At 31.4% G+C, this 14,128-nt stretch carries 9 protein-coding genes; 8 read left to right on the forward strand and 1 reads right to left on the reverse strand.

What is annotated here, in order from left to right:
- Positions 1–338: 338 nt before the first annotated feature.
- The 4 genes from RWL85_RS05445 to RWL85_RS05460 all read left to right on the forward strand — a co-directional run bounded on the left by RWL85_RS05445 (position 339) and on the right by RWL85_RS05460 (position 6,267).
- On the forward strand, positions 339–2,864 hold the full coding sequence (locus RWL85_RS05445) for a transglycosylase domain-containing protein (RefSeq protein ID WP_314085824.1): 2,526 nt from the start codon (positions 339–341) through the stop codon (positions 2,862–2,864).
- Between the two features lie 181 nt (positions 2,865–3,045).
- Positions 3,046–3,906, forward strand: coding sequence for an RNase adapter RapZ (gene rapZ / locus RWL85_RS05450; RefSeq protein ID WP_314085827.1), 861 nt, complete (start codon positions 3,046–3,048; stop codon positions 3,904–3,906).
- A gap of 4 nt (positions 3,907–3,910) precedes the next feature.
- Positions 3,911–4,894, forward strand: a complete 984-nt coding sequence (locus RWL85_RS05455) for a YvcK family protein (RefSeq protein WP_314085830.1) — start codon at positions 3,911–3,913, stop codon at positions 4,892–4,894.
- A gap of 23 nt (positions 4,895–4,917) precedes the next feature.
- Positions 4,918–6,267, forward strand: coding sequence for a glucose-6-phosphate isomerase (locus RWL85_RS05460; protein ID WP_314085831.1), 1,350 nt, complete (start codon positions 4,918–4,920; stop codon positions 6,265–6,267).
- Positions 6,268–6,802: 535 nt separating this feature from the next.
- Here RWL85_RS05460 and RWL85_RS05465 read toward each other — a convergent pair.
- Positions 6,803–7,510, reverse strand: coding sequence for a UTRA domain-containing protein (locus RWL85_RS05465; protein WP_314085834.1), 708 nt, complete (start codon positions 7,508–7,510; stop codon positions 6,803–6,805).
- A 237-nt stretch (positions 7,511–7,747) separates the two neighbouring features.
- Here RWL85_RS05465 and malQ point away from each other — a divergent pair, with 237 nt between their 5' ends.
- The 4 genes from malQ to RWL85_RS05485 are packed head-to-tail and all read left to right on the forward strand — an operon-like array spanning position 7,748 to position 13,914.
- Entirely contained in the window at positions 7,748–9,238 is a 1,491-nt protein-coding gene (gene malQ / locus RWL85_RS05470; RefSeq protein ID WP_314085836.1) for a 4-alpha-glucanotransferase, read from the forward strand.
- Between the two features lies 1 nt (position 9,239).
- On the forward strand, positions 9,240–11,495 hold the full coding sequence (gene glgP, locus RWL85_RS05475) for a glycogen/starch/alpha-glucan family phosphorylase (protein ID WP_314085838.1): 2,256 nt from the start codon (positions 9,240–9,242) through the stop codon (positions 11,493–11,495).
- Positions 11,496–11,513: 18 nt separating this feature from the next.
- Complete coding sequence (locus RWL85_RS05480; RefSeq protein WP_314085841.1) at positions 11,514–12,308, forward strand: endonuclease/exonuclease/phosphatase family protein; 795 nt, start codon at positions 11,514–11,516, stop codon at positions 12,306–12,308.
- A 19-nt stretch (positions 12,309–12,327) separates the two neighbouring features.
- The gene (locus RWL85_RS05485) at positions 12,328–13,914 is read left to right on the forward strand and encodes an alpha-glucoside-specific PTS transporter subunit IIBC (RefSeq protein WP_060914010.1); all 1,587 of its coding nucleotides are present in this window, start codon (positions 12,328–12,330) and stop codon (positions 13,912–13,914) included.
- Positions 13,915–14,128 lie beyond the last annotated feature (214 nt).

Genomic DNA, 14,128 nt, shown 5'->3' on the forward strand with positions numbered 1-14,128 from the left:
AGAAGCTATTGTTGTATGTAAGCTGATCTCAGAAAGTTAGATTTCCTATTCTGATTTTCTTGACTTGGTTTAATGATAGCTTCTTTTTGTTTATAGATTATATTTTAGTTTAAAGTAAAATAATAAATGATTTAAGTTTAATATTAATTAATAATTATATAATTGAAAGACCTTTTCTTATATTACAATATTGTTAAATAATAGTTAATATATACAAAGAAAATTGATTTTTTTTCAAATATACATTAAAATTAATGTAGTATATTATACCATTTTATTATGAAAAATAAATATAAATAAAGTGAAAGTTTAAATATATAAAAAAGAGAGGATATGCTATGGCAGAAAATAATAATAATCGGTTATCGAGAAAAGATAGGCACTCTCAAGAAAGAAAGAGTGTCATGCCAGGTGGATATATATCTAGAGGAAATAATAATCCAATAAATAGTGGTCAACCTAGACGACCATTAACAAATGAAGAAATTATGAGAAGAGGAGGACCAAGCTCAAGTCGTCCTGTACCACCTAAAAGACCTCAAGGTACAAGTCAAAGACAAACGTTGCCTCCATCTCAACAGAGAAATTCTCAACAGGTATCAGGGGGTAATGGGCCTGGAGGACCTAGACGACCAATAGGTCCAAATAGAATAAGTAATCCTAATTCTAAAAAGAATAATAAGGTATTATGGATGAAAATATTAAGATATGGATTGTACGCGGCGAGTGTTGCTATTATATCTTTATTCTTATTATGTGTGTTTTGGATTTATCAAGCACCAGCGTTTGATTCAAAAATCCTAGACAACAATTCTAGAACAATAGTTTATGATGCAAATAATAATGAAGTAGCAAAATTAGGAAATCAAATCGGTGAAAACTTAGAAACGGCAGATATTCCAGAAAAAATGCAGGATGCAATTTTGGCTACAGAGGATAATAGATTCTTTGAACACGGAGCTGTTGACTTTAGACGTCTAATAGGTGCAGTAGTATCCAACCTTACGAGTGGATTTGGTTCGCAAGGGGCATCTACAATTTCTCAGCAGTTAATTAAAAGAACGTTCTTAGATGATAATAAGAGTGTAAAACGTAAAGTTCAAGAAGCATACTTAGCGTATAAACTTGAACAAAATTACGATAAAGAATCAATATTTACAATGTATGTAAATAGAATATATTATTCTGATGGAGTATATGGTTTAAAAACAGCAGCCAAATATTATTATGGAAAAGACTTGAATCAATTAACTCTTCCACAAATGGCTCTTTTAGCAGGTATGCCACAGCATCCAAATACATATAATCCATATGATAATCCGGAGGCTGCTAAATCGCGTCGTGATACAGTATTATACCTAATGCAATATCATGGGAAAATTACTGAAGCGGATGCTACAGCTGCTCAAAAAACAGATGTATTATCAGGTATAATTCAACGTGATGAAAGTGAACGCGTATTATTATCAAGTGAATTTAATTCTAAATATACATCATATATGAACCAAATAGTTGCCGAATTGAAAAATAGTAAAGAGTATAAAGACTATGAAGGAGATGTATTGAATCTTGGATTGAAAATATATACAAACTTTGATTCGAAAATTCAAGACACATTAACTGAAAGTGTAAATTCAAATTATGCTGGAATTAAACAGTCTAGCAATGTTGCGATGGCTGTATTAAATAATGAGAATAGTGGTATTGCTGCATTATACGGTGGTAAAAAACAAACATTCCATGGGTTTAATATTGCAACACAAGCAAAACTGCAACCTGGTTCGTCTATCAAACCAATACTTGCATATGGACCAGCGATTGAATACTTAAATTGGGGTTCTGATCACACTGTAAATGATAGTAAAATCCAAGGTTCGCAAATTCAAAACTGGGACAGACAATATCATGGAAATATCACGATAAATAATGCTTTAGTTTGGTCATACAATATTCCTGCTGTTAAAACATATCAGGAAGTTGGATTTAATAAAGTAAAACAATATGCGGCAAATGTAGGAATGAATATTACAGATGATTCTATTACAACTCCTATTGGAGGAAGTAGTGATGGATTCTCACCATTACAAATGGCAGGAGCATATGTTCCATTTAGTAACGGAGGATATTACGCTACGCCTAAAGCTATTAAAAAGGTTTATGATAGTGAGGGAACTGAAATTAAGAGTTTCAGTACAGATGATAGAAAACGAGTTATTAAAGAATCTACAGCTTATATTATGACATCAATGCTTAGAAATGTTGTAAATGGAACTGCAGGGTTTGCTCGAATTAGTGGAGCTGATATGGCAGTTAAAACTGGAACTACAACTTTTGGTGAAGGAGAAGCTCAAAAGTATGGTTTCGATATTAATAACTATTCAAAAGATTCTTGGACAATTGGATATACTAGTAATTATACACTGGCTGTATGGCAAGGGTTTGACGCTATAGATGGTCCAACTAAGTTTATGACTCAAGATGATACGCAAAAAACACAAGCATTATATCGAATTAATATGCAAAATATAGTTCGTATCCATCCACCAAAAGGATTCTCAGTTCCTGGTAATGTCGGTTCTATAAATGGAGGAGTTAAAGTTATTTCTGAAAGCGAACGTCGTCAGATTGAAGAAGAGAATAAACGTAATCAAGAAGAACAAGAAAGAAGAAATAATAACGATAACAACAATGATAATAATAGTAGTAGAAATGACAATGATTCAAATGATAGTAATACTACAATTATTAGGAATCAAAATGGTTCTTCGAATAATAACGCTACAACAAGAAGTAACACAACCGGAGCAACAACTAGTAGGACAAATGGTACAACCACTGCTAATAGAAGTAGAAACAACTCGTAATTAATATAAAACTACTGTAAGATATTTTCTTGCGGTAGTTTTATTTTTTAATATTTTAAAATACTACACAAATATATAGAAATGTTGTACAATAGAGAAATGGAGCAGTTTATTATTTCTTTGTTAAACTGAATTTATTATTCCATAAACTTTTAGAATATTATATAATGGATGTGAAACTATGAAGAAAAAGTTAGTTATTATTACAGGAATAAGTGGAGCAGGGAAAAATACAGCATTGGAAGTTTTTGAAAATCAAGGATATTTTTGTACGGACAATTTACCTGGTTTAGTAGTGGAAGATTTTTTAAGAATAATTGAAGAAAAAGAGATTGATAAAACAGCGATAAGTATAGATATTAGAAGTAAGCATCTCTTTGTAAATTTAAAAGAATTATTAAAAAAAATACAACACAGTGAATATTTTGATGTTAGAATAATATTCTTGGATAGTGATGATCAAGTGTTAGTTAATAGATATAAAGAAACTAGGAAAAATCATCCGTTGTCGACTGAGTTTAGTTTACTTGAGGGTATTTCTCAGGAAAGAAAAGACATGGATGAGGTAAAAGGTATTGCTAACTATATCTATGATACTACTAATACAACTGTAAAAGATTTGAAGAAGAGAATACTAGAAGATTTTGGAATCGAGAAAAAAGATAGTTATCATATTACAATTTCTAGTTTTGGATATAAATATGGAGTGCCGATAGATGCTGATAACATTGTTGATGTTCGTTTTCTAAAGAATCCATTTTATATAAATGAGCTTAGAGAAAAAACTGGGCAGGATAGTGAAGTATACAATTTTGTTTTTGATGATGAAGTTACTCAAGAATTTTATGATAAGTATTTAGATCTTATGACGTATATGATAGATAAATATCAATATGAAGGAAGAGATAAGGTTGCAATAGCTGTGGGTTGTACAGGTGGGAAACACCGTTCTGTAAGTGTTGCGAGACGACTACATGATGATATTTCAAAATTAGGCTATAGAGTATACTTAGAACATAGAGATATTAATAAGGGTAGGTAGGAAAATGAGTACTAAAGTAAAAGTAGTTACTATTGGTGGAGGAACTGGCTTATCGGTTCTTTTAAGAGGATTAAAAAAATATCCTCTTGATATAACAGCTATAGTAACGGTAGCAGATGATGGAGGAAGCTCTGGAAAGATAAGAAGTGATATGAATATTCCTTCACCAGGAGATATTCGAAATGTTATAGCAGCACTATCAGATGTAGAGCCGTATTTAGAGAAAATGTTCCAATATCGTTTTGATAGTGGTGAGGTTAAGGGACATCCGGTAGGTAATTTAATGATAGCGGCTATGACGGATATACACGGTGACTTTTCTACAGCAGTTAAAGTTATGAGTAGAATTTTAAATGTGCGTGGTACTGTCTTACCGACAACTAATGATATAGCAACGTTAAACGCAGTGCTTTCAACAGGTGAAATAATAAGGGGAGAATCTTCGATTACTGAAGCGGGAGGAGTAATAGATCACGTGTATATCACTCCTTCTAGAGTTAAACCAAATGAAGATGTATTAAGGGCTATTGAACAGGCAGATTATATTATAATGGGGCCGGGTAGCTTATATACTTCTATAATACCTAATTTAGTTATATCTAAAGTTTCAGAAAAAATAAGAGAAAGTAATGCTAAGAAGATATATGTTTGTAATGTTATGACTCAGCATGGAGAGACGGATAATTATTCAGTTTCTGATCATGTCGTTGCAATAAACAAACATGTAGAAGAGAATATTTTTGATTTGGTAATTGCAAATTCTCGTGAGTTTGATGATAGTATTTTATCGAAATATCACAAAGAAAAACAAGAACCGGTCAAAATCGATCAAGAAAAAATACAAGAGCTGGGAATAAAATTAATAAAAAATAATGATGTAGGAATCGTTGATAATAATACAATTAGGCATAATGCGGATAAAGTTTCTGAATTAATTTACGATTATATTATAGACGATAAGCCAACAATGATTTATAATAAAAGATGAAAAAATAAATAAGGAGAACAAAAATGCACTTAAAATTTGATTATTCGAAAGCACTAAACTTCTTTAACGAACAAGAAGTGAAAAATATGGAAGGTTATGTAAAAGTTGCTCACGATCAATTACACAATAAAACTGGAATTGGTAGTGATTTCTTAGGATGGGTTGATTTACCAACGAACTATGATAAAGAAGAATTTGCTAGAATTAAAGAAGCCAGTAAAAAAATTCAAGATAATTCTGATGTACTTGTTGTTATCGGAATAGGTGGTTCTTACTTAGGAGCTCGTGCTGCAATTGAAATGCTTAACGATAGTTTCTATAACTTCTATGAAAAAGATAGAAAAACTCCTCAAATCTTCTTCGTAGGTCATACTATTTCTTCAAGTTACACTCAAGAATTAGTTAATTACTTAAAAACTACAGGAAAAGATTTCTCTGTAAACGTAATTTCTAAATCTGGTACAACTACTGAACCTGCGATTGCATTCCGTATCTTCAAAGAATTACTTGAAGAAAAATATGGAAAAGAAGAAGCAAAAGAAAGAATCTTTGCTACTACTGATAAAGCTCGTGGAGCATTAAAATCATTAGCTGATGATGAAGGATATGAAACATTTGTAGTACCTGATGATATCGGTGGACGTTTCACAGTTCTTACTGCAGTAGGATTACTTCCAATAGCTGTAAGTGGAATTGATATTGATAAAATGATGGCTGGAGCTAAATTAGCTCAAGATGAACTTTCTTCACCAGATTTAAGTACTAACATTGCTTACCAATATGCTGTAATGCGTAACGTACTACAACAAAAAGGTAAATTAATTGAAATTCTTGTATCTTACGAACCATCGATGGTTTACTTCAACGAATGGTGGAAACAGCTTTACGGTGAGTCTGAAGGTAAAGATGGAAAAGCATTATATCCATCAAGTGTGTGCTTCTCAACTGATCTTCACTCAATGGGGCAATATGTTCAAGAGGGACGTCGTATCCTAATTGAAACTATCTTAAAAGTTAAATCTCCAAATAAAGATATTGAACTTAAAGAAGCTGAAAATAACTTAGATGGACTGAACTATTTAGCTGGAAAAACTATGGACTTTGTAAATACTAAAGCATTTGAAGGAACTCTTCTTGCTCATACAGATGGTGGAGTACCTAACTTTGTAGTAGAACTTCCTGATATGAGCGAGTTTACTTTTGGATACTTAGTATACTTCTTCGAAAAAGCTGTAGGTATTTCTGGATATATGCAAGGATTGAATCCATTCGACCAACCAGGAGTAGAAGCATATAAGAAAAATATGTTTGCTCTTCTTGGAAAACCAGGATTTGAAGACTTGAAAGCAGAATTAGAAGAAAGATTAAAATAATAATATAAAAAGCTGATAGAAGGATGAATTCCTTTATCAGCTTTTTTAATATATGAAGGGATGCCATATCTTAGAAATTTTTATATTTTTCTTTTTACTGTTTTAAGTGTAGCTTGCGACACCTCCATATATTTTGCTATCTCAAAAGGATATTCCGGTTAGAAAATGAGCCTGTAGTCTCATTTTCTCGCAGTAAAACACAACCGTGTTTTACTTCAGCTACTACAAAACAGTAAGAAAAATAAAAAAACTAATCAATACATGAAATAAATATCTTTAGTTATCAGTAATTTTGTTCAAATATTTTGTAATGATGAAAATGGAACTTTAAAAAGTTCTATCGATGAAATTAAGATTTGAAGCTTAATTTCAAGGTGTAATATCCACTTTAATTGTCTAAATGACAATTAAAGTTAGATGAAACTGTCCGTCACCGTACTTAAAATATTTGAATAGTAAGATTAATAAATTGAGAAGTAAAAAAGAACGACTCTATAAATTTGATCTGTATAAAATCGTAATTTATGAATCGTTTTTATCTTTTTGCCATAGTTACAAATGTAAATTTGTCAGGTCTATAACTAAGTATTCCGTATTGTAGTATATTTCCATTTGATAAATATGTGATACTTTCAACAACAGCCACCATATTATATTCACCTAAGTCCATATGTTGTTTTTCTTCTTCGGTTGCATATCTAAATGAAATCTCTCGTCTAGAGTGGGTAATATTTAATCCTAATTCTTTTTCTAAATATTTGTAGATAGAAGATTCAGCTATTTCTTTATTGATAAATGGTACAAGCTTACGATCAAAATATGACACTTCATATTCAAGGCGTTCGCCATTTATAATTCGGCTACGGCTAACTCTATAAAAATCATTGTTTTCATTAGCTCCAAAAATATTCATAATTTTTTTATCTCCTTGAATAATATAAAGAGACTGAAGGGTAGTTTTAATTTTATATTTTCCATCAATATTTAATTCAGAAGAAGTTTTAATATTTCCTAGATAGTTATTTTTAATCCTACCATGCCCTAGGATTAAAGAGTTCTTACCTTTGATTTTTTGAATGTAACCATTAATTTCTAATAGAGACAGGGCTTTTCTTATTGTATCTTTAGAATAGCCGTATTCCTTAACTAGCTCATTTTCACTCGGTAATTCAGTATTACGTTTATATACTCGAGTGTCAATTTTTTCTTTTAAGTCTCTGTAGACTTGTTTGTATTTACTCATTTACTATTAACCTCTCAAAGTTTATCTATATTATTATAAATGTACTGAGGTCAAAAATCAAGAAATATGTAAAAGTTTTACAGTGTCTTAAACATTTACGTATAGGTCGCATAATGAAATAAAAAGAATTACATAAATGTGTTGACAAAATGTAAGTGTTTTATTATAATAATTATTGTTGATTAATAAGAACTTATTTTGTACAGACAAGTTAAAAATAAAATGGAGGAAAATAGAATGACAAAACGTTCAAGTGGTGTTTTAATGCATATCACATCATTACCAGGACAATTTGGAATTGGAACATTTGGTAAAAGTGCATATGATTTTGTAGACTTTTTAGAAGAAACAAAACAAACATATTGGCAAATTTTACCACTAACAACTACAAGTTATGGAGATTCACCATACCAAAGTTTCTCAGCAGTAGCAGGGAACTTAAATCTAATTGATTTTTCATTATTAAAAGAAGATGGATTATTAGAAGAAAGTGATTATGTAGATGTTAACTTTGGAGAAAATTCTGAAAAAGTTGATTATGCACTATTATTTGAAGCAAGAAGACCTATTTTAGAAAAAGCAGTTGCTAACACAATTAAAAATAGAAAAGTATTAGCTGAGATTGAAAAATTTGAAGCTGAGAATTCAAGTTGGTTAGCTGATTATGCTGAATATATGGCGATAAAAGAAAGTTTTGGATATAAGAGTTTTATTCACTGGGATGAAGAAATCAAAAGAGGTGATGAAACTTCACGTGTAAAATATCGTACTGAACTTCAAGATAGTATAAGATACTACACAGTAACACAATATTTCTTCTTTAAACAGTGGTTAGCGTTAAAAGAATATGCTAATAGTAAAGGAGTTAAAATTATTGGGGATATGCCAATTTATGTAAGTGCTGATAGTGTTGAAATGTGGACTATGCCTGAATTATTTAAAGTTGATGAAAACAATGAACCACTTTATGTAGCTGGTTGCCCGGCAGATGATTTCAGTCCTACAGGACAACTTTGGGGAAATCCAATATACGATTGGCAAAAACATAAAGAACAAGAATTCTCATGGTGGATTTATCGAGTTCAAGAAAGTTTCAAAATCTATGATGTGCTTCGTATAGACCACTTCAAAGGATTCTCTGATTTCTGGCAAATCGATAGAGATGCTGAAAATGCAGTTAATGGTACTTGGGAAGCTGGACCGGGAATTGAATTATTCCAAAAAATTAAAGAGCAATTAGGAGATTTACCGATTATCGCAGAAAATCTAGGATTTATTGATGAAAAAGCAGAAAAATTATTAGATGATTCTGGATATCCAGGTATGAAGATTCTTCAATTTGCTTTCCCAGGAGAAGATAATCTAGATCGCCCGCATCATTATACACAAAATAGTGTTGCTTACACAGGGACACATGATAATGATGTAGTTAATGGATGGTATGAAAAACTTAGCGAGTCAGAAAGAAAATTAGTTTCTGATTATCTAAATCGTCGTGATGATGAGAAAATTACAGAAGCGATGATTAGAGAAATTTACTCTTCAGTAAGTGATTACGCAATCGTAACAATGCAAGATTTGTTAGATAAAGACGCAACAAGTAGAATGAACGTTCCATCAACAGTTGGAGGAAACTGGGAGTGGAGAATGCTTGCAGAAGATCTAACAGAAGAAATAAAAGAATTTTTAAGAAATATTACAGTAAGATATTCAAGAGAGAGGGTATAAAATGTCATTTAGTAAATATGTATTAGATAATACAAATAAAGAACTAAGTACTTTAGAAAACAAAGATATATATATACAACTATTAAATTATGTAAAAGAAGAAGCTGATAAAAAAGCTCAAAATAATGATAAGAAAAAAGTTTACTACATTTCAGCAGAATTTTTAATTGGTAAACTATTATCAAATAACCTAATTAACTTAGGTATCTACGAAGAAATCGAAAAAGAATTAAATGCAGCTAACAAACGTCTTAGCGATGTTGAGGAAGCAGAATTAGAACCATCACTTGGTAACGGAGGTCTTGGGCGTCTTGCATCTTGCTTCATCGATTCAATTTCATCACTAGGAATCAATGGAGATGGTGTAGGTTTAAACTACCACTGTGGATTATTCAGACAAGTATTTGTTAAAAATGAACAACACGCTGAACCAAACTTCTGGATTGAAGATTCTTCATGGTTAAGAGATACTGATGTTAAATACACAGTGCCATTTAAAAACTTTAACCTAACTTCAACATTAAAAAGAATTGACGTACTAGGGTACAAAAAAGATACTAAAAACTATCTAAACCTATTTGATATTGAATCAGTGGATAGTAGTATTATTGAAAATGGTATTAGTTTCGATAAAACTGAAATCAAGAAAAACTTAACTTTATTCTTATATCCAGATGATAGTGACAAAAATGGTGAATTACTTCGTATTTACCAACAATACTTCATGGTATCAAATGCAGCTCAATTAATTTTAGATGAAGCTATTGCTAAAGGAAGTAATGTACACGACTTATACGAGTATGCATATGTTCAAATTAATGATACTCACCCAAGTATGGTAATTCCTGAATTAATTAGATTATTAACTGAAAAACATGGAATTAAATTTGAAGAAGCGTACACAATCGTTCAAAAAATGACTGGTTACACAAACCACACTATCTTAGCTGAGGCTCTAGAAAAATGGCCATTAGCATACTTAGAAGAAGTGGTACCACACTTAGTAACAATCATCAAACAATTAGATACTGTAATTAGAGAAAAATATGAAGGTGAAGATATTCAAATCATCGATAAAGATGACAGAGTACACATGGCAAACATGGATATTCACTTCTCTAACAGTGTAAATGGGGTTGCATACCTACACACTGAAATTCTTAAAAACTCTGAGTTAAAACACTTCTATGAGTTATACCCAGAGAAATTTAATAACAAAACAAATGGTATTACATTCAGACGTTGGTTAGAGTTCTCTAACAGATCGTTAGCAGCATACTTAAAAGATCTAATTGGAGATGAATATTTAACAGATGCAACTAAATTAGAAAAACTATTAGCATTTGTTGATAGTAAAGAAGTAGCAGCTAAATTAGAAGAAATTAAATATGAGAATAAACTTGTTCTTAAAGAATACCTAAAAGAAACTCAAGGTATCGAATTAGATGAAAACAGTATTATTGATACACAAATCAAGAGATTTCACGAATATAAACGTCAACAAATGAACGCTTTATATGTAATTAAAAAATACTTAGATATTAAAAATGGTAAATTACCAGAAAGAAAAATTACTGTATTCTTTGGTGGGAAAGCAGCACCAGCTTATATTATAGCTCAAGATATCATTCACTTAATTCTATGTCTATCAGAATTAATTAACAATGATTCAGAAGTAAACAAATACTTAAATGTATTCCTAGTTGAAAACTATAACGTAAGTGTTGCAGAAAAATTAATTCCGGCAACTGATATTTCTGAACAAATTTCGTTAGCTTCTAAAGAAGCAAGTGGAACTGGTAACATGAAATTTATGTTAAACGGAGCTTTAACTCTAGGAACATTAGATGGAGCTAACGTAGAAATCGATGAACTAGTTGGACGTGAAAATATCTACATCTTTGGTAAAGAAAGTGATGAAATCATTAAACTTTACGAAACTGCAGGATATGTTTCTAAAGAATACTATGAAAAAGATGGTGTTAAAGAAGTTGTAGACTTCATCGTTTCTAAAGAATTAGTAAAACTTGGAAACAAAGAAAGATTAGAAAGATTATACAACGAACTACTTAATAAAGATTGGTTCATGACACTTATTGATTTTGAGGAATATTACGCTAAGAAAGAAGAAATGTTAGCAGACTACGAAAACCGTGAATTATGGATGAAGAAAGTTATCGTAAATATTGCAAAAGCAGGGTTCTTCTCATCTGACCGTACAATTGCTCAATACAATGAAGATATTTGGAATAAATAAAGAAAAGGGGAACATAATATGAAACTATTAACGATTAATGTACATAGTTGGTTAGAAGAAAATCAACTTGAAAAATTAAATATTTTAGCTAAGGTAATTGTAGAAAAAAATTATGACGTGGTTGCCATGCAAGAAGTAAATCAATTGATTAATAGTGAAGATGTTCAACAAGGGATAAAAACAGATAACTTCGGAAAATTATTATTAGATAAAATTAAGGAATATGGAGAGGATGGATACAGCTATTACTGGACATATTCTCACATAGGATTTGATAAATTCGAAGAAGGATTAGCTATATTAGCTAAGGGTGAAGTTGTTGCCGTAGAGGATTTCTACTGTACGGTACAACAAACCGTAACTTCTATCGAATCAAGAAAAATTTTAAAAGTCGATCTTAAAGTAAATGATGAGATCGTAGAATTTTACAGTTGTCATATGAATTTGCCGACTTGTAAAGGAGAAGACATAGATCAAAATCTTAGCAACCTAATTAATTATACAGATAACAAAAATCTTAAAGTTTTCATGGGAGATTTCAATACGGATTATTTCCATCAAGTAGATGACTACAAAAACATACTTGATAAAGGATTATACGATACTTATGAATTAGCCGAGAAAAAAGATGGGGGAGTTACCGTATATAAAAATATAAGTGGTTGGGAAGATTCTATGTGTCAGAAAAAATTGGATTATGTATTTATAAATAGAAAGTTGAATGTAAAAGAAAGTTTTGTTATATTTAATGACGATAATTATCCAATTATTTCTGATCATAATGGCTTAGAAGTAACATTAGCAGAAAAATAATTATAAGGAGGAAAATGTTATGTTACAAAAAATTCAGCGTTTTGGAGGCGCTATGTTAATGCCATCTATTATTTTCGCATTCTTCGGATTAGTAGTTGGATTAACTTCAATTTTTAAAAACCCTAACTTAGTAGGGAGCATCGCGACAGAAGGAACACTTTGGTATAACTTCTGGTTCGTAGTTGAACAAGGAGGGTGGACAATCTTCAATCAAATGCCGGTAGTATTCGCTCTTGGTATTCCAATTGGTCTTGCTAAAAAAGCAAATGGTCGTGCTGCATTAGAAGCGTTCTTAATCTACATGGTTTTCAACTACTTCATCAACGGATTCTTAACTCAATTCAAATTCTTTGGAGTAGATGTAACACCAGCTCTTAAATTACCTACAGGTATTACAAGAATTGCTGGAGCAATCACATTAGATACTTCAATCATCGGTTCTATCGTTATTGCATCTATCTCAGTATGGATTCACAATAAATACTTTGATAAAAAATTACCTGAATTATTAGGAATTTTCCAAGGGTCAACATTCGTTATCTTAGTTGGATTCCTAATCATGATTCCAGCTGCATTCTTAACAGCTTTATTATGGCCAAAAGTTCAATTAGGAATTGCTGCATTACAAGGATTCTTAAAAGTTTCTGGAGTTGCAGGGGTATTCACTTACACATTCCTAGAAAGAATTTTAATCCCTACAGGATTACACCACTTCATCTATGGGCCATTCATGTTTGGACCAGCAGTAGTAGAAAATGGAATTACAGCTTACTGGGTACAACACATTCAAGAGTTCTCTCAAAGCTCAACTCCATTAAAAGAGTTATTCCCTCAAGGTGGATTCTCATTACACGGTAACTCAAAAGTATTTGGTTTACCAGCAGCAGCTTTAGCTATGTATGTAACAGCTAAAGACAGCAAGAAAAAAGTTGTAGCAGGGTTATTAATCCCAGCGGCACTTACTGGTTTCTTAACAGGAATCACTGAACCAATCGAGTTTACATTCTTATTCGCAGCACCAATGTTATTCGCTACTCACGCAGTATTAGGTGCATTAATGTCAGCAACTATGTACCAATTTGGAGTTGTAGGTAACTTCGGAAGTGGATTAATCGACTTCTTAGCTCTTAACTGGTTACCAATGTTCAAAAATCACTCATCTCAAGTATTCGTTCAAATCGCAATTGGATTAGTATTCTCAGTAATCTACTTCTTTGTATTCAGATTCATGATTCTTAAATTCCAATTAAACACACCTGGACGTGAAGCAGATGATGCTGAAACAAAACTTTACTCTAAACAAGAGTACCGTGAAAAAGGTAAAGAAGCAGCTAAACCAGAAGTTAAAGATGATGCAGCTACTCACGACGATCAAGCTCTTATCATTCTTGAAGGTTTAGGTGGTAAAGATAACATCGTAGATGTTACTAACTGTGTAACAAGACTACGTGTTAACGTTAAAGACGAAAGCTTAGTTAAAGATGATGAATTCTTAAAACGTTCTGGAGCTCTTGGAGTTGCTCGTAACGGTAAAGCTATTCAAGTAATCATCGGATTCTCTGTAGGACAAGTTAGAGAAGCTTTCGAAAAAGAATTACATAAATAAGAATATTATGACAAAAAAGAAATTGATGTAAAAGTCAGTTTCTTTTTTTGTTATGAATGGATAAAAAAATATTATAGATTACTGTTGTATCTTAGTTTTAAAGGGCTACAGGCGTTTTGGAGTATAATAAACTATTATTTAATGATTAATAGAACATTGGATAGTGTATAATATTTTGTGTAAACAGAAAAGTCAAGAGAAGTTGAAAAAAAAG

Source organism: uncultured Gemella sp., assembly GCF_963515875.1.
Taxonomy (GTDB): domain Bacteria; phylum Bacillota; class Bacilli; order Staphylococcales; family Gemellaceae; genus Gemella.